The 22,203-nt window shown below is 70.7% G+C and carries 16 protein-coding genes and 2 riboswitches; of the genes, 14 read left to right on the top strand and 2 right to left on the bottom strand.

The window, feature by feature from the left end:
• Window positions 1-2,189 precede the first annotated feature (2,189 nt).
• From acnA to FJ108_13485, 9 genes are all read left to right on the top strand, one after another.
• The gene (gene acnA / locus FJ108_13525) at window positions 2,190-4,871 is read left to right on the top strand and encodes an aconitate hydratase AcnA (GenBank protein MBM4336907.1); all 2,682 of its coding nucleotides are present in this window, start codon (window positions 2,190-2,192) and stop codon (window positions 4,869-4,871) included.
• 143 nt (window positions 4,872-5,014) lie between these two features.
• Window positions 5,015-7,609 (top strand): chemotaxis protein CheA, encoded by a 2,595-nt coding sequence (locus FJ108_13520; GenBank protein ID MBM4336906.1) that lies wholly within the window; start codon window positions 5,015-5,017, stop codon window positions 7,607-7,609.
• Window positions 7,610-7,679: 70 nt separating this feature from the next.
• Window positions 7,680-8,174, top strand: a complete 495-nt coding sequence (locus FJ108_13515) for a hypothetical protein (GenBank protein ID MBM4336905.1) — start codon at window positions 7,680-7,682, stop codon at window positions 8,172-8,174.
• Window positions 8,175-8,177: 3 nt separating this feature from the next.
• Window positions 8,178-9,224, top strand: coding sequence for a chemotaxis response regulator protein-glutamate methylesterase (locus tag FJ108_13510; GenBank protein MBM4336904.1), 1,047 nt, complete (start codon window positions 8,178-8,180; stop codon window positions 9,222-9,224).
• On the top strand, window positions 9,221-10,072 hold the full coding sequence (locus FJ108_13505) for a protein-glutamate O-methyltransferase CheR (protein ID MBM4336903.1): 852 nt from the start codon (window positions 9,221-9,223) through the stop codon (window positions 10,070-10,072). Before FJ108_13510 ends, FJ108_13505 begins: the two co-directional genes overlap by 4 nt.
• Before the next feature lies 1 nt (window position 10,073).
• The gene (locus FJ108_13500) at window positions 10,074-10,445 is read left to right on the top strand and encodes a response regulator (protein ID MBM4336902.1); all 372 of its coding nucleotides are present in this window, start codon (window positions 10,074-10,076) and stop codon (window positions 10,443-10,445) included.
• A complete protein-coding gene (locus FJ108_13495) occupies window positions 10,442-11,719 on the top strand; it encodes a hypothetical protein (protein MBM4336901.1) in 1,278 nt (425 codons plus the stop codon). Before FJ108_13500 ends, FJ108_13495 begins: the two co-directional genes overlap by 4 nt.
• A gap of 14 nt (window positions 11,720-11,733) precedes the next feature.
• The gene (locus FJ108_13490; protein MBM4336900.1) at window positions 11,734-12,027 is read left to right on the top strand and encodes a BolA family transcriptional regulator; all 294 of its coding nucleotides are present in this window, start codon (window positions 11,734-11,736) and stop codon (window positions 12,025-12,027) included.
• Window positions 12,024-13,661 carry a glucose-6-phosphate isomerase gene (locus FJ108_13485; GenBank protein MBM4336899.1) on the top strand — a complete coding sequence of 546 codons (1,638 nt, stop codon included), beginning with the start codon at window positions 12,024-12,026 and terminating at the stop codon, window positions 13,659-13,661. The genes FJ108_13490 and FJ108_13485 overlap by 4 nt, the downstream gene beginning before the upstream one ends.
• Here FJ108_13485 and FJ108_13480 read toward each other — a convergent pair.
• Window positions 13,651-14,472: a HAMP domain-containing histidine kinase gene (locus tag FJ108_13480; GenBank protein MBM4336898.1), complete on the bottom strand. Its 822-nt coding sequence runs from the start codon at window positions 14,470-14,472 to the stop codon at window positions 13,651-13,653. The two genes, FJ108_13485 and FJ108_13480, sit on opposite strands and share 11 nt — an antisense overlap.
• Before the next feature lie 65 nt (window positions 14,473-14,537).
• Here FJ108_13480 and FJ108_13475 point away from each other — a divergent pair, with 65 nt between their 5' ends.
• Genes FJ108_13475 through FJ108_13465 form a run of 3 tightly spaced genes read left to right on the top strand, consistent with a single transcriptional unit; the run spans window position 14,538 to window position 18,230 of the window.
• Window positions 14,538-15,791, top strand: a complete 1,254-nt coding sequence (locus FJ108_13475) for a DNA polymerase IV (protein MBM4336897.1) — start codon at window positions 14,538-14,540, stop codon at window positions 15,789-15,791.
• A 13-nt stretch (window positions 15,792-15,804) separates the two neighbouring features.
• Window positions 15,805-17,004, top strand: coding sequence for a beta-lactamase family protein (locus FJ108_13470; protein MBM4336896.1), 1,200 nt, complete (start codon window positions 15,805-15,807; stop codon window positions 17,002-17,004).
• On the top strand, window positions 17,001-18,230 hold the full coding sequence (locus FJ108_13465; protein ID MBM4336895.1) for a CoA transferase: 1,230 nt from the start codon (window positions 17,001-17,003) through the stop codon (window positions 18,228-18,230). The genes FJ108_13470 and FJ108_13465 overlap by 4 nt, the downstream gene beginning before the upstream one ends.
• Here the strand turns inward: FJ108_13465 and FJ108_13460 are convergent.
• Window positions 18,227-19,018: a hypothetical protein gene (locus FJ108_13460; GenBank protein MBM4336894.1), complete on the bottom strand. Its 792-nt coding sequence runs from the start codon at window positions 19,016-19,018 to the stop codon at window positions 18,227-18,229. The two genes, FJ108_13465 and FJ108_13460, sit on opposite strands and share 4 nt — an antisense overlap.
• 27 nt (window positions 19,019-19,045) lie before the next feature.
• A riboswitch (cobalamin riboswitch) is annotated at window positions 19,046-19,218 on the bottom strand.
• 68 nt (window positions 19,219-19,286) lie between these two features.
• Window positions 19,287-19,473: riboswitch (cobalamin riboswitch) on the top strand.
• Between the two features lie 28 nt (window positions 19,474-19,501).
• Between FJ108_13460 and FJ108_13455 the strand changes: the two genes are divergently transcribed.
• Window positions 19,502-21,595 carry a TonB-dependent receptor gene (locus FJ108_13455; GenBank protein MBM4336893.1) on the top strand — a complete coding sequence of 698 codons (2,094 nt, stop codon included), beginning with the start codon at window positions 19,502-19,504 and terminating at the stop codon, window positions 21,593-21,595.
• On the top strand, window positions 21,592-22,203 hold a 612-nt coding region (locus FJ108_13450), incomplete at its 3' end, for a hypothetical protein (protein MBM4336892.1). The genes FJ108_13455 and FJ108_13450, both read left to right, overlap by 4 nt.

The raw sequence follows: 22,203 nt of genomic DNA, 5'->3' as shown, positions 1-22,203 counted from the left end.
GGGGATCCCGCTCCGCTGGTCGGAACCAGCTGCAGCGACGGGAATGCCTCGACGTATGGCGACGTCTGCAACGCGAGCGGAATCTGCGCCGGAACGCCCGGCCAGTGCAACGTGAACTCGGACTGCCCGGCCTCGGCCAACACCTGCACCGGGTCGATGGTCTGCTCGAACCACGTCTGCGTCGCCGGCACGCCGCTGCCGAACGGCACCAGCTGCAGCGACGGCAGCTCCAGCACGCGCTACGACGTCTGCGAGTCGGGGACCTGCCGCGGCTATGCGTGCGGAAGCGACTCCCACTGCTCCGACGCGGAGGGCTGCAACGGCGTCGAGCGCTGCGTGAACCGCGTCTGTGTCGCCGGCGCGCCGATGGTCTGCGGCGACGGCAACGTCTGCAACGGCACCGAGTCGTGCCGCGCCTCGACCTGCATCGCGGGAAGCGAGCTGCAGTGCCCGCTCGAGGGCGGCCCCTGCTTCGACTCGTACTGCGATCCCGCGCTGGGCTGCCGCGTCGAGACGCATCCGAACGGGTCCGCGTGTCTGACGTCCGGCTCGGGCCTGGCGGGCCAGTGCAACGCCGGCCTCTGCGTGGCCGACGGCACTCCGCCGGGTGGCGATCCGGGAGAGTGCGACACGGCGTTCGGCCCGCCCGCCGGCGCCTACCAGGCGTTCGCCGGCTCGTCGGAGAGCGAGCGCAAGATCGTCTGGACCGCGCCGCTGCACCCGATGGGCGCGCAGCTCGACTACCGCGCGGACTTCGAGAACAAGTGGACCTCGCTTCGGGCCTACCCGGAGTCGTCGAGCGGCTGCAGCGCCGTCTGGTCGGCGACCGTCACCGGGCTGAAGCCGCGCGTCCGCTACGTCTACCGCGTGAGCGGCGCGGCGGCCGAGGGCCGCGTCTGGAGCGATTCGTTCACCCTGCGCGGCGGCCCCGCGACGTCGCGTGAGCAGTTCAAGTTCGCCTACTTCGCCTCGAACGGTCTGGACACGAGCGCGCAATCCCCGCTGGCCGCCGACGTGCTCGCGCAGATCCGGCAGGGCGGTTACCCGCTGGTGCTCGGCGGCGGAGGCTACGCGCTCTCGCGCGAGGCGATCGCGTCCGGCGTCGCGACCGATGCAGATGCCGCGGTCCTGGCCTGGAAGCAACAGGCGAGCCCGGTGATTGCGAACTCGATCTTCGCTCCTGCGCTCGGCGACACCGAGGTCGGTAGCTACTCGAACACCGAGAGCCCGTCGGACTACGCGGAGTTCACGGCCGCTCCGGGGGCAAGCTCCGCGCCGAACGCGAGCTACTCGTACGACTTCGGTGCAGCGCACTTCGTCGCGCTGCACGCGCCGGGCCTCGGCAGCGTGCATCCGCTCACGACCGAAGGCGCGGCCGCGCTCGCCTGGCTGGAGGCCGACCTCGCGGCGGCCCGCGCGAGCGGCGCGCGCTGGCTCGTCGTCTACATGCACAGCGACCTCTTCTCGAGCGAGCGGGGCGACGGCGTGACGCTCTCGGTGCGCCGGGGGCTCGGCGCGATCCTGCAGCGGCACGGCGTGAACCTCGTGCTCTCCGGCGAGGGAAACAGCTACGAGCGATCGCGCGCGCTGCTCGGGGGGCTCGAGGACCCGCTTCCCGGCCCGCTCACGAATCGGGTCGTGACGTCGCGCGACGGCATCGTCTTCGTGCGCGCGGGGTCGGGCGGCCGAGCCGCCTTCGGGACCTGGCTCTCGCGGACGCTTCCGGACTGGTCGGCCAAGCGCGACAACAGCAGGGTGGTCTACCTGGGCGTGACCGCCAACAGCGAGTCGCTCGGCGTGGTCGCCTACGGCCTCGACGTGAACGGACGGAGGAACGCGATCGACTCGGTCGAGATCCGCTAGTCGGATCCGGCCTTCCGCAGAAATGGGCAGCGCGGTTCCATCCCGCGCGCGTTCTGCGCAGGTTCGAAGCCGTGCAGGTTCGGGCGTTCCAGCGCGGCGCAGCGCCGGATCCGACCTGCGAGCCGGGTGCTGGCACGGTTTCTGCTCCAGTCTCCGCACGACCGCCGATCGGACGTGCGCCGGGGCCGGAGCGCAGCTGGCACTCCCAAACTCGTCTCCTCCCCCCAAGGCAGGACCGCCGGAACGCCGGCCGAGCCGAGCCGCCCCGCCCCGGACGCACGCACGATCGAGTTGCTATCGTCGGCCCCGTTCATGGAGGGCAGGCGATGGCGGGCTTTGCGGAGGGGACACTTCGGGTCGGGGCGAAGAGCTACCGGATCCACCGGCTGGCGGCCGTCGAAGAGGCCGGGCTCGGCCGGCTGGCGCGGCTTCCACGCTCGATCCGCGTGCTGCTCGAGAACCTGCTTCGCCACGAGGACGGCGTCACCGTCGTGCGCGACGACATCGCGGCGCTGGCGGCGTGGCGCAGCGACGGAAGGAACACCCGCGAGATCGCCTACCGGCCCGCTCGCGTCGTCCTGCAGGATCTGACCGGCGTTCCGGCCGTCGTCGATCTCGCCGCCATGCGCGACGCGATGACGGATCTCGGCGGCGATCCCAAGCGCATCAACCCGCTCCGGCCCGCGGACCTGGTGATCGACCACTCGGTCCAGGTCGACTTCTTCGGCAGCGGCGACGCGCTCGCGAAGAACGCCAAGCTCGAGTTCGAGCGGAACACGGAGCGCTTCGAGTTCCTGCGCTGGGGCCAGTCCGCGTTCTCGTCGTTCCGCGTCGTCCCGCCGGCGACGGGAATCGTCCATCAGGTGAATCTCGAGTACCTCGCGCCGGTGGTCTTCGCGGAACCGGACGGAGCCGGGGCGGTCGCGTATCCGGACACGGTCGTCGGCACCGACTCGCACACGACGATGATCGGCGCGGTCGGCGTCGTCGGCTGGGGCGTGGGCGGAATCGAGGCCGAGGCGTGTCTGCTCGGACAGCCGCTCACGATGCTGATCCCGGACGTGGTCGGGTTCGAGCTCACGGGCCGGCTCCCGGCCGGCGCGACGGCGACCGATCTCGTGCTCACGATCACGCAGACGCTGCGCAAACACGGCGTGGTCGAGAAGTTCGTCGAGTTCTTCGGGCCTGGAATGAGCTCGCTCGCCGTCGCGGATCGCGCGACGATCGCGAACATGGCGCCCGAGTACGGCGCGACGATCGGCTTCTTCCCGGTCGACGAGAAGACGATCGAGTATCTGCGGCTCACCGGCCGCAGCGAGGAGTCGATCGCGCTCGTCGAAGCGTACTGGCGCGCTCAGGGGATGTTCGCGGACTCGAGCGCGCCCGATCCCGAGTTCGGCGCGAAGCTCACGCTCGATCTCTCGACGGTGGTGCCGTGTCTGGCCGGCCCGTCGCGCCCGCAGGACCGCGTCGCGCTCGGCGACGTCGCGTCCGATTTCGCGCGCCAGCTGCCGAAGCTCGTCGGCGGCAAGACGGCGCCCGACGCAGCGGCGCTCGCCAGGCGCGTGCGCGTCGACGCGGGCTCGGAACACTACGAGCTCGCGAGCGGCAGCGTGGTGATCGCCGCGATCACCAGCTGCACGAACACCTCGAATCCGAGCGTGCTCACCGCCGCGGGGCTGCTGGCCCGGAACGCGGTCGAACGCGGACTCGACGTGCGGCCGTGGGTGAAGACGAGCCTCGCGCCGGGCTCGCGCGTCGTGGCCGACTACCTGGCGCAGTCCGGGCTGCTCCCGTACCTGGAGAAGCTCGGCTTCCACATCGTCGGCTACGGCTGCACGACCTGCATCGGGAACAGCGGGCCGCTGCCCAAGCCGGTGTCCGACGCGATTGGCGAGGGAAATCTCGTCGCCGCGGCGGTGCTCTCGGGAAACCGGAACTTCGAGGGCCGGATCAGCCCGCTGGTGCGCGCGAACTACCTCGCGTCGCCGCCGCTGGTGGTCGCCTACGCGCTCGCCGGACGCGTGGATCTCGATCTCTCGCGCGAGCTGATCGGGGTCGACCGCGCGGGCAAGCCGGTTCTGCTCGCCGAGATCTGGCCGGGCGCGGAGGAGGTCGCGCGCACCGTCGCCGGCTCGGTGAAATCCGAGATGTTCCGGAAGCGCTACGCGGACGTGTTTCTCGGCGACGAGAGCTGGCGCGCGATCCGCGCGCCGGCCGGCGATCGCTACGCGTGGTCGAAGAGCTCGACCTACATCCGCAAGCCACCGTTCTTCGACGGGATCCGGCGCGAGCCGCGCCCGCCGGCGGACATCCGTGGCGCGCGCGTGCTCGCGCTGCTCGGCGATTCGGTCACGACCGACCACATCTCCCCCGCCGGCTCGATCGCGACGAAGAGCCCGGCCGGGCGCTGGCTCGTCGAGCAGGGAGTCGCGCCAGACGACTTCAACTCCTACGGGGCGCGACGCGGAAACTACGAGGTGATGGTGCGCGGCACGTTCGCGAACACGCGCATCAAGAACCTGCTCGCGCCCGGAACCGAGGGTGGCGTCACGACCTGCCTGCCCGAGGGAGACGTGACCACGATCTTCGAGGCCGCCGAGCGCTACGCGCGCCAGGGCACGCCTCTCGTCGTGATCGCGGGCGCCGAATACGGAACCGGCTCGTCCCGCGACTGGGCCGCGAAGGGAACCATGCTGCTCGGCGTGCGCGCCGTGATCGCGACCAGCTTCGAGCGCATCCACCGCAGCAACCTGGTGGGAATGGGCGTGCTCCCGCTCGAGTTCGCCAAGGGTGAGACGGCCGCGTCGCTCGGCCTCACCGGGCGCGAGCTCTACGACATCGAGGGACTCGACCGCCTGAAGCCGCGCGCCGAGCTCTCGGTGCGCGCGCGCGACGGCGGCGCCGAGCGCAGCTTCCGCGCGGTGGTTCGCATCGACACGCCGCGCGAGCTCGAGTACTTCGAGCACGGCGGCATCCTTCCCTACGTCCTCCGACAGCTCGCCTGAGCGCGGCTGACCGAAAACGCCCGTCCTGACGCGCGGCGAAACCGCGCGCGCCGATCGAGTTCGCGAAGCCCGCCGCCGATCAAAATGGGCGGCTTCGCGCGCTCGCTCGCGCGCGAACCGGTGCTGCTCTGCGAGGGGAAGGCGTGCTCTCGGATCCGAATCTGATCGCCGAGTTCGTGGTCGAGTCGCTCGAGCATCTCGAGGCGGTCGAGCCGCTCCTGCTCGAGCTCGAGAAGCGCGGCGCGACCGACGCGAGCGCGCTGAACGAGATCTTTCGCGCGATCCACAGCATCAAGGGCGCCGCGGGATTCCTGGGGCTCGAGAACGTCTGCTCGCTCTCGCACGCTGCGGAAAGCCTGCTCATGCGGCTCCGCGACGGGCTCTGCGAGTTCCGCATCGAGATGGCGGAGCCGCTGCTGCGCTCGGTCGACGCGCTTCGCTCGCTCCTGCGCGGCCTTCCCGATTCCCAGGGCGAGCCTGCCAGCGACCTGATCGCGACGCTCGAGGCTCTGCTCGCGCCGTGCAAGCCGCCGGACGAGACCGCTTCGTCCGACGGCTTCGGCGCAGCCTGTGAGGCGCAGCGGCGCAAGGGCCACCACCTGGCACGAATCGCGCTTCCGACGCGCAAGCGCGAGCGCGCGAAGCTGAGCGAGAAGCTCGCTGTCTACGGCGAGCTCGTGGCCGAGCCGGCCGGCCACGGCAAGACCGCCGTCGTCGGCTCGCCGCTCGAGCTCGACCTTCTGGCGGAGGCGCTCGGGCTCGATCCGGGGGCGCTCGAGTCCCTCGACGAGCGGGCAGCGGGCGGCGTGGACGAGTTTCCGCTGCCCGACACGGCACGGCCGCTCTCGCTCTACATCGGCCAGATCGCCGTCGACCTGGGCTTGCTCACCGACGAAGAACGCCGCGAGATCCTGCGCGCGCAGCAGAGATCCCTGCTGCGCCGCTCCTTCAACGAGACCGCGATCGAGCTGGGCCTGCTTTCCGCAGCCGATGCCGAGACGGTCGCTCGCACGCAGTCGCGCATGCTCGCCGACGCCGGGATCGAGGCGATTCCGTTCGAGGACGCCGAGCCGGAGCAGCAGGCCGCGGCCGATGGACCGGGCGCGGCCGTACTCGATTCGCAGCACGAGGGGCTCGGGGCGGGCGAGAAGCGGGCCGACACGATCCGCGTTTCGCTCGCGCTCCTCGACAAGCTGATGAACCTGGCGGGCGAGCTGGTTCTCGGCCGCAATCAGATGCGCCAGCTTCTCGAGGCCTCGAAGCAGCCCGGTGTGAAGGAGGTGCTGCAGAGCCTCGACCTGGTCACGACCGAGCTGCAAGAGAACATCATGAACACGCGAATGCAGCCGATCCGCGTGCTCTTCGACCGCATGCCCCGGCTGGTTCGCGACCTGGCGCAGAAGCTCGGCAAGAAGGTCGAGCTGGAGGTCGGCGGCGCCGACGTCGAGCTCGACCGATCGATCATCGAGGCGCTCGCGGATCCCATGACGCACATGCTGCGCAACGCGCTCGATCACGGCCTCGAGGATCCGCAGGGGCGCGCCGTGCTGGGCAAGTCCGAGACCGGCCGGGTATGGGTGAACGCGTACCACGAGTGCGGGCGCGTCGTGATCGAGGTCCGCGACGACGGACGCGGCATCGATCCGGAGCGCGTGAAGGAGTCTGCGATCGAGCGCGGCGCGATCAGCGCCGAGCAGGGCGCGACGCTCTCCGAGAAGGACGCCATCTCGCTGATCTTCGAGCCGGGTCTCTCGACGTCGCTCGAGATCTCGAACCTGTCCGGTCGCGGCGTCGGAATGGACGTCGTGCGCACCAACATCTCGAACCTGGGCGGTCAGATCGACGTGCTGACCGCGATCGGCGAGGGCACCACGCTTCGCGTTCATCTTCCGCTCACGCTCGCGATCATCCCGTCTCTGATCGTCTCGGTCTCGGGGGAGCGCTTCGCGATCCCGCAGGTCAACGTCGTCGAGGTCGTGCGCCTGAAGTCCGAGGCGCAGCAGATCGAGCGGATCCGCTCGAACGAGGTGCTGCGGCTGCGCGGCGACCTTCTCCCGCTGGTGCGACTCGCTCGCTGCCTCGAGATCCCCGCCGCCGAGGACGGCAAGCGCCCGCGCTCGAGCGTGGTGGTGCTGCGCAACGGCTCGCATCTGTTCGGGCTCGTCGTCGACGAGCTGCACGACCACGAGGAGATCGTCGTGAAGCCGGTCTCCTCCCACCTCGCCGACTGCGGCTGGTACGCCGGTGCGACGATCCTGGGCGACGGACGCGTGGCGATGATCCTGGATGCGATCGGCATCGCCCGGCGCGCGCAGATCCGCTTCGAGCAGATCGTCGACGAGGGCGCGGGTCGGACGCGCGAGGCGCCGACTCCCGAGGTCCCGGGCGCCGAGCGCCGCTCGCTCGTGCTCTTCGCGAACTCCGCCGACGAGCGGTTCGCGGTGCCTCTTTGCGATCTGCTGCGGCTGGAGCGCGTCGAGAAGACGCAAGTGGAGTGGATCGGCGCGAAGCCGTTCCTCAAGCACCGCGGTCACGCGATCCCGCTGGTGAAGCTCGAGGACGTCCTGCCGGTCGGCGGCGACTCGGGCGAGGGCGACGAGTTCTTCGTGCTGATCCCCGCATCGAGGGATTCGAGGCCGGAATCATCGCCGCCCGAATCGTCGACACGGTCGAGAGCGACGCGCGGCCCGAGGACACGCAGCTGCACGCGCGCGGGCTGCTGGGCTCGGCGATCGTGAACGACCGCCTGATTTTCTTCCTGGACCCCGGGGAGCTGCTCGCGGCGGCGGGGATCGAGAGGGTGGGAAGATGACGACCGCGACGGCCAATCCGCAGAAGCGCTTCTGCACGTTCTTCCTCGGCGAGGAGCGCTACGGAATCGACATCCTCACCGTGCGCGAGGTCAATCGCCAGGTGCAGATCACGCCGGCGCGCGGGGCGCCGAAGGCGGTTCGGGGCTTCATGAACCTGCGCGGCCAGATCGTGACGGTGATCGATCCGGCGGTGCGGCTCGGCCATCCGCCGCGCGAGCTGCTGCGGACCAGCCGCTTGATCATCCTGAAGACGAACGCAGACCTGGCGCGGCTCGGAATCGCCGACGTGGCCACCGACGACGAGCTCGCGGGCCTCTGGATCGATCGCATCGCGGACGTCGTCGGCGTCGAGTCCGATCAGATCAGTCCGGCGCCGCCCGATCCGTCGAGCGATGGCGGACAGCTGATCTCCGCAATCGTGCAGCAGAACGAACAAGTCATCCGTCTGGTCGATCCGAGCGCTCTCCTGCGCCACGGCGTGTCGGGGTAATCCATGTCCGAGCAGCTCGAAGTCCTGGTCGTCGACGACAGCGCCATCTACCGCAGCCTGATCTCGGGCTGCGTCCGCGAGCTGCCCGATCTGACTTGCGTCGGGCTCGCGCGCGACGGCCGAGAGGCGATCGCCAAGGCTGAGTCGCTTCGCCCGGATCTGATCCTGCTCGACGTCGAGATGCCAGTCCTCGGCGGGCTCGAGGCGATCCCGCACCTGCGCAGGGTCGCGCCGGACGCGGGCATCATCATGATCTCCAGCCTGACGATCGAGGGCGCGAACGTGACGATGGAGGCGCTCCAGGCGGGCGCGTTCGACTTCGTCACCAAGCCGCAGGTGAAGGCGAGCGAGGACGGCTTCGCGGCCCTGCGCGAGCCGCTTCGCGAAGCGGTCGCCGCCTTTCGCGAGGGAAGGCTGCAGCGGTCGCGCCCCGCCAAGCTCCCGCCGCCGTTGCGCGAGCGCGCCAAGGTGCCGGTGATCGACGTGGTCGCGATCGGCGTGTCGACCGGTGGCCCGAGCGCGCTCGCGGACCTGGTTCCCAAGCTTCCCGCCGATCTGCGCGTGCCGATCTTGATCGTGCAGCACATGCCGGCTCGCTTCACGCCATCACTCGCGGCCTCTCTGGATCGGCGCGCGAAGCTGCGCGTGCTCGAGGCCGAGGAAGGCCGCCCGCTTCGCGCGGGCGAGGTGCTCGTGGCGCCCGGAGGCAAACACTTGAAGATCTCCGCCTCGAACTCGGAGCCGTTCGTCAGACTCACCGAGTCCGCGCCCGTGAACTCGTTTCGCCCATCTGTCGACGTGCTCTTCGAGTCGCTGGCCGAGTCTCTGCCGGGGCGCGCCCTGTGTCTGGTCATGACCGGAATGGGATGCGACGGCCTCGCGGGCGTGCGGCGGGTGCGCGAGCGCGGCGGCTGGTGCATCGCGCAGGATCAGGCGAGCTGCGCGGTCTACGGCATGCCGCGCTCCGTGATCGAAGCGGGACAGGCCGACGAAGTGGTCACTCTGGCCGATCTGCCGGCCCGGATCACGGGGATCGCGAGGCTGCGATGAACGTGCCGGTTCTCGCCGACGACGAGTTCAAGCGGCTCCGCACGCTGATCCAGAGCTGGTGCGGGATCGCGCTCGAGGATTCGAAGAAGTACCTGGTGGAGTCGAGGCTTCGCGACGTCGTGATCGAGACGGGCTGCGCGAGCTACGGCGAGTTCTACGACAAGGCGCGCGCGGGAGACGTGTCGCTCCGGGACCGAATCATCGACGACATGACCACCAACGAGACCTCGTGGTTTCGCGACGGTCCGTTCTGGAAGACGGTGCGGGAGGTGATCATTCCCGAGGCGATCTCGGTCGCGCGCGCCGATGGTCGAGACCGCATCTCGATCTGGTCCGCGGCCTGCTCCACGGGCCAGGAGCCGTACTCGATCGGGATCCTGCTCCGCGAGATGGAGCGTGCGCACGAGCTCGACGGATACCGGGCCGAGAGCTTCGAAATCCTCGCCACCGACATCAGCCGGGCGGCGATCTCGATCGCCGAGGCCGGCCGCTACGATCCGATCTCGATGTCGCGCGGGCTCGATCCGCGCTACCGCGAGCGTTTCTTCGCGAAGAGCGGGCACGTCTCCTGCCTTTCCGAGGACGTGAAGAAGCTGGTGCGCTTCAAGCGCGCGAACCTGCTGGACCCGTTCGGAGCGCTGGGCAGGTTCGACGTCGTCTTCATGCGCAACGTGCTGATCTACTTCTCGAGCGCGTGCAAGAGCTCGATCCTGGCAAAGGCCGGCCGCGCTCTGCACGAAGAGGGCTCGGTCGTGGTCGGCGCGACCGAGACGCCGGAGCTGTATTTCGACGCATTCGAGGTCTTCCGGCACGACCGGTCGACCTTCTACCGTGTGAAGGAAGGGTGAGATGAAGGTCCTCGTCGTCGACGACTCCGCGATCATGAGAAAGGTGATCGCCCAGATCCTGGAGATGCTCGGTCACGACTCCGTTCCGGCTTCGAACGGCATCGACGCGTTCGACCGGTTGAAGGAGCACGAGGACGTGCGCTTGATCCTGCTGGACTGGAACATGCCCGAGATGAACGGGATCGAGTTCCTGCGCGAGATCAAGGGACGCCAGAAGCTGGCGGAGATTCCGGTCATCATGCTCACCACCGAATCCGAGCGCCGCAAGATGATCGAGGCGATCGAGGCAGGCGCGAAGCACTATCTGACCAAGCCGTTCCAGCCCGAAACGCTGGCGACCAAGATCCTGCAGTGCGCGGGGGGTGGCGCATGACGACCGACTCGCAATCCACGTCGCGCGCCTTCGCCGCCGGAGCGTTTCTCGCCGCCGCGGGAGTTCTCGGGCTCGCATGGCTGGGGCAGGCCTGGGCCTCGGCCTTCGTGGCGTGCCTCGGGCTCGGCGCGCTCTGGTACGCTGCGGCGGGAATCCTGCTGCCGTCGCAGCTGCGCGCGGCGGCCGCTCGCGAGGCTCGGATCGCCGAGCTCGAGTCCGGCGCGGCCGAGCTCGCGTCCGCCATCGACTCGCTGGTGAAGCTCGCGGCCTCGCTCGCGCCGGCCACCGAGACGCTGGACCAGGTCACCGACGCGCTGCTGCGCGACACCGGCGAGATGGGCGACGCGAGCGAGACGACGATCGCCGCGATCGAGGCGCTCGCGGCCGCGGTCGAGGAGTCGAGCGTGAACGTGCGCGACGTCGCGCGGGGCGCGGGCTCGGTCTCGGAGCACATGGGCGTCGCCGCATCGGCCAGCGACGTCTTCAACGACTCGATCCGCTCCGTGAACACCGCGGTCGAGGAGATGAGCGCGTCGCTGCGCGACGTCTCTTCGAGCTGCCAGCACTCCGCGGACGTCGCGTCCCAGGCGGCCCTGCTCGCGGAGGAGACCAACCAGACGGTCGCGATCCTCGGCACGGCGGCGCGCGAGATCGGTCGCGTCGTCGACGTGATCAACGACATCGCCGACCAGACCAATCTGCTCGCGCTGAACGCCACGATCGAAGCCGCCAGCGCCGGCGACGCGGGACGGGGCTTCGCCGTGGTCGCCAACGAGGTCAAGGAGCTCGCCCGCCAGACCGGCGCCGCCACCGACGAGATCGTGAGCAAGGTCGACGGCATCCGCCGCACCACCGAGGGCGCCGTCGCGTCGATCGAGAAGATCGGATCGATCATCCAGATCATGCGCGAGGCGACGCAGACCATCGCGACCGCGGTCGAGGAGCAGACCGCGACCAGCAGCGAGATCTCGTCCAGCATCAACACGGCGGCCGGTCGCGCCGAGGACATCAGCGGCTCGGTTCAGCGCGCGGCCGCCACCACGCAGAGCGTGGCCCGCACGACCGACGAGCTCTCGGCCGGCACGAACGAGATCGCCAGGAACGCCGCGCACGCCTCGGGCGGCGCCGGCGCGCTGCGCCGCAAGGTCGAGTCCGTCCGGGCGACCGCGGAGAAGACGCGCGCGCTCGGGACCGAGACCCTCGCGGCGATCCACGAGATCAAGGGTCAGAGCGAACGGATCCGCGCGCTGCTCTCGAAGTCCCGGCGCCGCTAGCGGATAATCCCGGCGTGGACACGCGGGGGCGCATCGAGGCGCGGTTGCGGGAGGCGTTCGCGCCGCTCGCGCTCGAGGTCGTGGACGATAGCCGGCTGCACCGCGGCCACGCGGGGGCGCGGGACGGGGGCGGCCACTACCGCGTGGCTCTCGTCTCCGATCGCTTTCGCGGCGTGCCCGCCGTCCTGCGCCACCGAATGGTGTACGAAGCCCTGTCCGGCGAGCTCGCGCGCGAGATCCACGCGCTGCAGATCGAGGCGCGCGCCAGCGAAGAGGCTCGGGACCGGACCGGGAAGGCGGGACGGTGAGCGCCGATCACCGGGTTCCGGAGCTTCGCGCGGAGTGGCAAGCGCTCGCGGCGCACCAGCTCCGCATCGGCTCGCTGCACCTGCGCCAGCTCTTCGACGCCGATCCCCTGCGCGGCGAGCGGCTCTGCGCCGAGGCCTGCGGGATCCACCTCGACTACTCGAAGAACCGGATCAGCGACGAGACCGTGGCGCTGCTGATCGGCCTGGCGCGGGCCTGCGGCCTGCGCGAGCGGATCGACGCGATGTTTCGCGGCGAGAGGATCAACGTCTCCGAGAACCGGGCGGCGCTGCATGTGGCGCTTCGCGCGCCCCGCTCGGCGCGGTACTTCGTGGACGGGGTGGACGTCGTGCCCGCGGTGCACGCGGTGCTCGACCGGATGGAGGCGTTCGCGAGGCGCGTGCGGGTCGGGGCGTGGAAGGGGCACACCGGGCGGCGCATCCGCAACGTGGTGAACGTTGGAATCGGCGGCTCGGACCTCGGACCGGCGCTGGCCTACGAGGCGCTGCGCGGCTCGAGCCTGCGCGAGCTCTCGTTCCGCTTCGTCTCGAACGTCGACGGCAGCGACCTCGCCGAAGCCGTCCGCGATCTCGACCCCGCCCAGACGCTGTTCATCGTCGCCTCGAAGACCTTCACGACCCAGGAGACGATGACGAACGCGCGCTCCGCGCGGGCGTGGCTGCTCGCGGGGCTCGGCGGCGACGAGCGCGCGATCGCGAATCACTTCGTCGCGGTCTCCACGAACCAGCGCGAGGTCGCCGGCTTCGGAATCGACGTCGCGAACATGTTCGAGTTCTGGGACTGGGTCGGAGGCCGCTACTCGCTGGCCTCCGCGGTGGGGCTATCGACCATGATCGCGATCGGGCCGGAGCGCTTCCGCGCGCTGCTCGCCGGCTTCCACGAGATGGACGAGCACTTCCGCACCGCACCGCTCGAGCGCAACCTGCCGGTGCTGCTCGGCCTGCTCTCGGTCTGGTACACGAACTTCTTCTCCGCAGGCAGCGCGGCGATCCTGCCCTACGCGCAGGAGCTGCGGCGTTTTCCCGCGTACCTGCAACAGCTCTCGATGGAGTCCAACGGAAAGCACGTGAGCATCGACGGACGGGAGGTCGGCCATGCCACCGCTCCGGTCTGGTTCGGCGAGCCCGGAACCAGCGGTCAGCACTCCTTCTACCAGCTGATCCACCAGGGGACGGCGCTGGTTCCCTGCGATTTCATCGTCTTCGCGAGATCGGGCCATCCGCTCGAACGGCACCACGACATCCTCGTGGCGAATGCGCTGGCGCAGGCCGAGGCGCTCGCGTTCGGCAAGACGCGCGCGCAGGTGCTCGCGGAGGGAACGCGCGAGTCACTCGCGCCGCATCGCACGTTCGAGGGGAATCGTCCCTCGAACACGATCTTCGCCGAGCGGCTCTGCGCCGCGACGCTGGGCAAGCTGATCGCGCTCTACGAGCACAGCGTGTTCACGCAAGGCGCCATCTGGAACGTCGACTCGTTCGACCAGTGGGGCGTCGAGCTCGGCAAGGCGCTGGCCGCCGCGATCCTGCCCGAGCTCGAGAGCCGCGACGAGCCCGAGCTCGCGCACGACAGCTCGACCAACGCCCTGATTCGCCGCTACCGGAAGCTCAGGTCCTAGCCACCCCCGGGAGCTCGACGCGGAACACGCAACCGGATCCGGAGCTGCGCGCCAGCTCGAGCGTTCCGCCGTGCTCCGCGACGATCCTGCGGCTGATGTACAGGCCCAGCCCGGTTCCCGCACCGCTCGGTCGCGTGGTCACGAACGGCGCGAAGATCCGCTCGCGAAGCTCGGCGGGGACGCCCGGCCCCGTGTCCTCGATCTCGACGCAGACGCCCGCGCGCAGGTCGCGCGTCCGCACGGTGATCCGGTGTGCGCGTTCGGGCACGTCCGCACAGGCGTCGATCGCGTTCTGCACCAGGTTCAGGAACACCTGTCCGAGTCTGGTGCGATCCGCTTCGATCTCGCGTGTCGCCGCGAAGTCGCGCACCAGCTCGGCGCGGCCGCCGAGCGGGCGGGCGACCAGGCGAAGCGTCTGCTCCAGCACGTCGGAGATCGAGAGCTTCGAGAGCGCGCGCTCGCCGCCGCGCGAGAGCGCGAGCAGGTCGCGGACCAGGTCGCGGATGCGCTGCGCACCTTCGGTGGCGTCGTCGAGCAGCTCGCAGGCGACGTCGAGCCCGCCGCACCCGTCGAGCTTGCGCTCGAGGTCGGCGATCCGGGGCTCGGCGCTCTCGCCCGCGCAGGCGCGCAGCGCCGAGCGATAGCCGTCCAGCGTCTCGCCGATCACGGCGCAGGACCGGCCGAGCTCGGCCAGGTTCGCGAGCACGTAGGTGATCGGGTTGTTGATCTCGTGCGCCACGTCCGCCACCAGCGCCGTCGTCTCGCCTGACCGGTGCGCGTCGTTTCCGCAGCTCGCCATCCCCGACCTCATCGGACGCGAGCGCGCGTCCCTTGCGGCTCTCGACGCGGGACTGGCCCCGCGCCAAGCTTCCCGGCATGGACGAGCGACCCCTCGCGCGCGCGATCCTGCACGCGGACATGGACGCGTTCTTCGCGGCCATCGAGCAGCGCGACGACCCCGAGCTTCGCGGCCGGCCGGTCGTCGTCGGGGGGGCGACCGCGCGCGGCGTGGTCGCGGCGGCCAGCTACGAGGCGCGCGTCTTCGGCATCCACTCCGCGATGCCGTCGGTGCAGGCGCGGAAGCTCTGCCCCGAGGCGGTGTTCGTCCGGGGACGCATGTCGGTGTACCGGCGCGAGAGCCGAAGGATCTTCGAGATCTTCCAGCGCTTCACGCCCGCGGTCGAGGGGATCTCCGTCGACGAGGCGTTCCTGGACCTGACCGGCACCGAGGCGCTCTTCGGGCCGCCCGAGCGCACCGCGCAGCGCCTGCGCGCGGAGGTGCGCGAGGCGACCGGGCTCGCCGTCTCGGTGGGCCTCGCGCCGGTCAAGCTCGTGGCGAAGATCGCAAGCGACCTCGCCAAACCCGACGGCCTTCTGGTCGTGCGACCGGGCGAGGCGCGAAGCTTCCTCGAGCCGCTCCCCGTCGGGCGCATCTGGGGCGTCGGGCCGGTCACGCGCGCGCGGCTCGAGCGCTTCGGCATCCGCACGATCGGCGAGCTGGCCTCGCGGTCCGATGCGGAGCTCTCGGCGCTGCTGGGAAGCTTCGGGCCCGCGGCCGCGAGGCTCGCGCGCGGCGAGGACGATCGCGAGGTGGAGCCGTACCGCGAGGCGAAGTCCTACTCCGAAGAGAGCACGTTCGAGACCGACGTCGCGTCGCCCGCGGTGCTCGAGAGCGCGATCCGCGCCCACGCGGAGGCGGTCGCGCGCCGGCTCCGCCGCGACGGTCTGCGCGCGCGCGGCGTTTCGCTGAAGCTCAAGCTCGCGCGGTCGCTCGGCGGCGGGCGCTTTCCGATCCTCTCGCGCTCGTGCACGCTCGCGCGCGCGAGCGACGACGGCGCCGAGCTCGCCGCGGCCGGCCGCGCTCTGCTCGCGCGCGCCGCGCTCGCGGAGCCGGTCCGGCTCGTCGGGCTCTCCGCGGAGCGGCTCGAGGCGGAAGGGCCGGAGCAGCTCTCGCTGCTCGACGATTCGATCGAGTCTCGCGCGCGCCGCGATCGGCTGAACCGCACGCTCGACGCGATCCGCGAGCGGTTCGGCGCTTCCGCGCTCGCGCACGCCGAGGGTGGCGTCGAACGCGCAGGGCTCTCGTTCCAGATCAAGCGCGGCGAGGACCCGGACGAGCGCGCCGGGTGATATTCTTCGCGCGATGATCGATCCAAGGCACCTCGCACCTACACCGGAATCCGTGGGCCTCGACTCGGCGCTCGTCGACGCGCTGCTGGAGCGCGCCGGAAAGGAGGTTCGCGAGGGCGTGCTGCCGTCCGCGCAGATCGCGATCGCGCGGAACGGCAAGATCGCCGCGATGCGAAGCTTCGGCCGCGTGCTCCACCACGGCGCCGAGGCGCCCGCGACGGACGCGACGCTCTACTGCGTGTTCTCGTCGACGAAGGCGATCACGTCGGCGGCGGCGTGGCTTCTGATCCAGGACGGCGCGCTCGACGTCGCGGCGCGCGTCGCGGACCTGATTCCGGAGTTCGGCGAGAACGGAAAGCACGAGGTCACGGTCGAGCAGCTCTTCACCCACACCGCGGGATTCCCACAGGCGCCCTTCGTGCCCAGCCAGTTTCTCGACCGCGACAAGCGCCTGGAGCGCTTCGCCAGCTGGCGGCTCAACTGGAAACCCGGCGAGCGCTTCGAGTACCACCCGTCGTCGTCGATGTACGTGATCGCCGAGCTGATCGAGCGCCTCTCGGGCGAAAGCTACGGCGACTTCGTGCGCAAGCAGATCTCGGAGCCGCTGGGGCTGGCCGATCTCCGGGTGGGGCTTCCGCGCGACCTGCACGGCCGGCTCGCGGACTGCGAGCACATCGGCACGGCGCTCTCCGACGAGGACTACCGCGCTCTCGGCCTCGTGAGCCCGCCCGTCACCGAGGTGACTGAAGAGGCGATCATGGCTTTCAACCGCGCCGATTTCCGCGTCGCGGGAATTCCCGGCGGCGGTGGAACCATGACCGCGGCCGACCTCGCGCTCTTCTACCAGGCGCTTCTCGACGGAGGGCGCGCGGCTGCGGGCCGCGAGATCTGGAAGCCCGAGACGCTGGCGATGGCGCGCGAGATCCGCTCCGGCGCGCTTCGCGATCCGGTCCTCGGCAAGGCCGCGAATCGCGCGCTCGGCCTGATCATCGCCGGCGACTCCGACCGTTCGTTTCGCGGCTTCGGACACACCAACTCGGAGCTCGCCTTCGGCCACGGCGGCGCGGGCGGGCAGATCGGCTGGGCGGACCCGGCCAGCGGCATCTCGATCGGCTACTGCACGAGCGGCCACGATCGCAACGCGATCCGCCAGGCGCGGCGCGGCGTCGGGATTTCGAGCCGCGCGGCCGGCTGCGGCAGCAAAGCGAGTTGAAGAAGAGCGAGTTCTTCCGCCGGGCGCGCGCGGATCTCCCCGGTCCGCTCGCGGGCTTGCGCGTGGTCGAGGCGACCACGACCTGGGCCGGACCGATGTGCGCGTGCGTGCTCGCCGACTTCGGCGCCGACGTGATCAAGGTCGAGCTTCCCGGCGGTGAAGTCGCGCGCCGTCTGCCCCCGGTGCTTCCCGACGGCGAGCCGCGGCTGTCGTTCATGCACGTGACCGCAAACCGCAACAAGCGCAGTCTCACGCTCGACCTGCGCCGGCCCGAGGGCCGCGACGTGTTCCTGCGCCTGGCCGCGCGCGCCGACGTGGTGATCGAGAACTTCCGGCCCGGCACGATGGACGCCTGGGGGCTCGGCTACGAGCACGTGCGCGCGGTCCGACCCGATACGGTGTACGTCTCGATCAGCGGCTACGGGCAGTTCGGACCCGATCACGAGCGCGCCGGCTACGATCCGATGGCCCAGGCGTCGAGCGGCTGGCTGTCGCTGAACGGCGAGCCCGGCGGCGCGCCGGTGAAGGCGCCGACGTTCATCGGCGACGATCTCGCGGGACTGCACGGGGCGCTCGCGGCGATGGCCGCGCTGCGCCACCGCGATCGCACCGGCGAGGGACAGCACTGCGACGTGGCGCTCCAGGACGCGATGCTGTTCCAGTCGAACGGCTACCCGATGCTGGCCGCGCTGGGCGTGCCGCTTCCCCGCATGGGCAGCCAGTTCGTGGTCGCGGCGCCGGCGGGCGTGTACGCGTGCAGCGACGGCTTCGTCATGCTCGGGGTGCTGCTGGATTCCCACTGGAAGATCCTGGCCGCGCTGCTCGGGCGTCCCGAGCTCGCCTCGCACGCCGACTACGCCACGACACAGGGCCGTGTCGCTCGCCGCGCGGAGCTGAACGATCTGGTCGCTGGCTGGGTCGCGGGGTACACGGTCGCGGCGGCCGTCGCGAAGCTCGAAGCCGAGGGGCTGCCCGCATCCCCGGTGCGCAGCTACGCCGAGTCCGCGCGCGACCCGCACGTGCTGGAGCGCGACATGCTGCAGACCGTGCGGCTCGAGAACGGCGCGGAGGCGCCCGTCGTCGGTCCCGCGGCCAAGCTCTCGCGCACGCCCGTGCGCGTGCGCTCCGCCGCGCCCGCGCTCGGCGCGCACAACGACGAGATCCTCGCCGAGCTCGGGCTCGACGAGGCCGCGCGCGCGCGGCTGCGCGAGCAGGGGATTATCTAGCGCCTCGCGCGCGCGAGACCGACGAGCAGCACGCCCGCGCACGCGAGCGAGAGCAGGCTCGGCTCGGGCACGGCGGCGATGGCGTCGATCTCCGCAGCATAGACGTCGCCTTCGGGCTGCCAGATCCGCACGTACTCGATCCAGGGCAGGCCCAGCGCGCCAAGATCGATCCCGACTCCGCCGCCCGCTCCGTCGTAGAGCTCCGCGATCTGCGCGGCGTCGAGCCCGATGAAGTCGGCGGCGTCCAGCGTCGGATCGACCGGGCGCGTGAAGTCGGTCGGAATCGTCCCGCCCGAGGAGAACGGACCGGTCGGGTCCCGGTAGCCGATCGTCGGGAACAGCGCGTCCGCGAAGATTCCGCTGGCGTCGACCCAGAAGACGCCGTCCTGGCTGAGCGCGATCCGGGCCGGCTCCGCGAACACCGCGCCGTCGGCGAGGCCGGTTTCGAAGTCCATGCCGAGGAACGCGTTGCCGTAGATCAGGAGATCGATTCCGAACGGGTTCGACGGGTCGTCCTCGACGAGCCGGTCGAAGCGGACCACGAGTTCGCCCCCGGCTCCGATCGCGACGACCTGGTCTTCGCGATACGGCGCGTTGAAGACCGTGACGTCGCCGTCCCAGGGACCGTCGCCCGTCGAGCGCGAGGGCGCGCCGAGCGAGCTCAGGGGATCGTCCCAGCCGACGGGTACAAAGCTGCCGGGCGTGTAGCGCACGACCTGTGCAGCGAAGGAGGAGGCCAGGCCCGGACGGGCCACGACGCAGAGCAATAGCAGAGCGACGACGCGCATTTGGATACCTTTCTCGCGACCGGAGAAGTTTCTACCCACGTGGACGGCCGGTCTTCTGGCTTCCGGATCATCCTCACGCCGCGCCTTCCCGGGATCTCGCGATCCCAGTGGCTGCACTTGCGGCGCTCGTCCCCGGATACAGCGACGGGCTCGCGCCGGACTCACACCGGCTTCCCGACACCGTCCACGACTCTTTGGTGCGACGTTTACGCCTTCAGCGTCGAGCGGTCAAGATCCACCCGCGTTTGACACCCGAGCGCGGCGGGTGGTACCGATGCTCGCACTCGGTGTCCGCGAAGCGGACCATAGAGGGAAGGCCGTGAGAATCGGCCGCGGTCCCGCCACTGTGATGGGGAAGTCAGACCGAACGACGCCACTGGGGAGCGCCCCGGGAAGGCTCGGATCCGACGCCAGACCCCTGAGCCAGGAGACCTGCCGAGCTTTCGGGACGAACGTCCCGCTCTCCGCGGAGGGAGTCACTCGGTGTTCAAGAGTCACTGGCGCAATGCCCAGGTCGCGACACTCGTCGCTTGTCTAGCCACCGGCGGTGGCTCGCGCGCGGGCGAGCTCTCGGAGTCGGCCGACGATCCGTCCGCGTTCGCCACGGTGATCGACGCGCGCGCGCTCGACGATCGCTTCGCGACGGTGGAGGAGGTCCTCGACCAGGTCCCCGGCGTTCGCGTGCGCCGATTCGGCGGGATCGGTGCCTACAGCACCGCGTCGATCCGAGGCTCGAAGTCGGAGCAGGTCCTGATCCTGCTCGACGGCGTGCGTCTGAACAGCGCCCAGCTCGGCTCGGTCGATCTTTCGACGATCCCGCTGCGACAGGTCGAACGGATCGAGGTCTTGCGCGGCGGAGGCTCGGCCCGCTTCGGCAGCGACGCCGAGGGCGGCGTCATCTCGATCACCACGCGCAAGCCCGAGAGCGCCGATCCCGAGGTCGATGCATCCCTCTCCGCCGGAACACTCTCGACGCTCGCCGGAGACCTCGCGCTCTCCGGCGGTGGCGAGCGCGCGCGCGTGCTCGCCACCTATTCGCGATTGCGCAGCGAGAACGACTACAGCTTCGAGATCGAGCCGCCGCCGCGCGCTGGCGGCGGGCGGCCGGGCGCGGGCGGCGCGGCGGCGGGCGCGCAGTCGCACACGCGCCTGAACGCCGACTTCGTCGAGAACGCGGGCCTGTTGCGCGGGTCGCTCGAGACGGGCCTGCGCTCGCGCCTGGACGCGACGTTCGACCTGTACCAGAAGAACGGCGGCGAGCCGGGCAGCACCTGGGGGAAGCCCGTCGTGGACGTTCCCGACGACGTGCTCTCGTGCACGAGCGCCGACGAGTCGTACCAGCGCGGCATCGGGCGGCTGGCGTGGAGCCACGAGCGCGCGCCGGGCGGCGCGCTCTCGCTCTCGGGGGCGTTCCGCGCGGAGGACTCCGAGCTCGACGATCCCGGTGGCGCGTGCGGATTCGTGTCGCCGCTCGTCACGGGCGGGCGCGACCAGGCGAAGGCGAGCGAGTCGGAGTCGACGCTCGAGGCCGTCTGGGTCTCGCGGCCGAGGCGGCTCGGCCGGTTCGAGCTCGGCGGCCGCGCCGTGTCGAGCCTGCGCTACGCGCGCGTCGACGCTTCGGACGCGGACGTCCACCGACGCACGACGGTGTTGGTCTCGGTGCTTCCGGAGCTCGGCGTCTTCGGCCGGGAGCTGCGCCTGTTTCCGGCGCTCGCCTTCGAGCGCGCCGACACCAGCGACGGCCTGGCGCGCAGCGCGGCCTCGCAGCCGATGCGCCCGGTCTCGCCGAGCGACGAGAACGCCTGGCTGCCGTCGGTGGGGGCGATCTGGCAGATCGCGCCGGGCCTGCGCGCAAAGGGGAACTGGAAGCGCGTGATGCGCCGGCCGACGTTCACCGACCTGTTCCATCCCGACTGGGGATTCATCCGCGGAAATCCCGAGCTGGCCTCCGAGCGGGGCTGGAACGCGGACATCGGCTTCGAGCTCGCGGGCGCGGGCTCGGGAGCGCTGCGCGACCTGCGCTTCGAGACGGGCCTGTTCCAGCGCGAGCTCGACCAGGGCATCGAGTGGGTGCTGAACGTGAACAACGCCTACATGCCGCTCAACACCGGCCCTTCGCGCGCGCTCGGCGTCGAGATCGGACTCGGCGCGACGGCCTTCGAGCGGCTGCGGATCGGCGCGGCCTACACCTACACCGACGCGCGTTACCTCGGCGATGGCGGAAGCGGCGCCTACCAGAGCGGGGTGGAGCGGGTCTTCCCGCACGTCCCGGAGCACGCGTACTCGCTCTCCGCCGCGCTGGATCTGGGAGCGCTCGAGCCGTGGACGGAGCTCCGCTACGAGAGCGAGGTCTCCTACCAGGTCGGCCGTGCCACGCTCTCCGACGACGCGCTGCAGGTCGACGCGGGCGTGATCCTGCGGCCGGGGCGATGGACGCGGCTCGGGTTCCTTCCCGAGGGCGTCACGCTCTCGCTCGAGGCGTCGAACCTGACCCACGAACCGCGCAGTGACTCGCTCGGCCAGCCGCTGCCGAACCAGACGCTCTGGCTGCTTCGCGTGCGCGGGGCGACGCGATGAGCGCGGCGGCCATCCTGCTCGCGGCCACGCTCTCGGTCGGCTCGGCCGGGACCGACACGCTCCTGGTCGACGCATTCGCGCCGCCCGCGCTGGAGACCCATCCGACCAATTCCGACCGCGCGTTCGTCGCGGCGTCGAGCAACGGCCCGGGCGTCTTCGAGTTCCGGATCTCGCCATCCCAGTCGCTCGCGTACGTCGGAGCGTCCTACCTGCTCCCGGGCAATCTGAACTGCACCGAATCGGCGCCGTTCAACACGCCGACGCTCGGGAATCTCTCGCTCGAGCGCGGGACCGGACGGACGCGCGGCTGGATCACGACCTCGGGCTGCGAGCTCGCGGTTCCGTTCGACTACGCGACCGGCGCGGGCCAGACCGTGCTCTACTCGGGGCAGAGCCGGACCGCGGTTCCGACCCGGCACACGATCGCGGGCGCGTTCACGCGCTACCAGAACGGTGGCGGCGGCGCGTCGATCAGCTCGTTCAAGACCAACTTCAGCGCGGTCGCGCTGCGGGTCGACAACCGGCTCGTGGTCGCGACCTCGAACATCCACCAGGCGGGATCCAATCCGGTCTGGAACCCGGGAACCGTGCTGTTCTTCGCGATCGAC

This window comes from Deltaproteobacteria bacterium (genome assembly GCA_016875225.1).
In the GTDB taxonomy this organism is placed as follows: domain Bacteria; phylum Myxococcota_A; class UBA9160; order SZUA-336; family SZUA-336; genus VGRW01.
The sequence above is the reverse complement of the archived record's forward strand: the minus strand, read 5'-3'. Positions and strand labels throughout refer to the sequence as shown.

Coding starts and splice junctions, on each gene's coding strand:
- FJ108_13480 (MBM4336898.1), bottom strand. CDS start 14,472: ATGAGGTCGGGGATGGCGAGCTGCGGAAACGACGCGCACCGGTCAGGC.
- FJ108_13475 (MBM4336897.1), top strand. CDS start 14,538: ATGGACGAGCGACCCCTCGCGCGCGCGATCCTGCACGCGGACATGGAC.
- FJ108_13510 (MBM4336904.1), top strand. CDS start 8,178: ATGTCCGAGCAGCTCGAAGTCCTGGTCGTCGACGACAGCGCCATCTAC.
- FJ108_13470 (MBM4336896.1), top strand. CDS start 15,805: ATGATCGATCCAAGGCACCTCGCACCTACACCGGAATCCGTGGGCCTC.
- FJ108_13515 (MBM4336905.1), top strand. CDS start 7,680: ATGACGACCGCGACGGCCAATCCGCAGAAGCGCTTCTGCACGTTCTTC.
- FJ108_13460 (MBM4336894.1), bottom strand. CDS start 19,018: ATGCGCGTCGTCGCTCTGCTATTGCTCTGCGTCGTGGCCCGTCCGGGC.
- FJ108_13495 (MBM4336901.1), top strand. CDS start 10,442: ATGACGACCGACTCGCAATCCACGTCGCGCGCCTTCGCCGCCGGAGCG.
- FJ108_13500 (MBM4336902.1), top strand. CDS start 10,074: ATGAAGGTCCTCGTCGTCGACGACTCCGCGATCATGAGAAAGGTGATC.
- acnA (MBM4336907.1), top strand. CDS start 2,190: ATGGCGGGCTTTGCGGAGGGGACACTTCGGGTCGGGGCGAAGAGCTAC.
- FJ108_13505 (MBM4336903.1), top strand. CDS start 9,221: ATGAACGTGCCGGTTCTCGCCGACGACGAGTTCAAGCGGCTCCGCACG.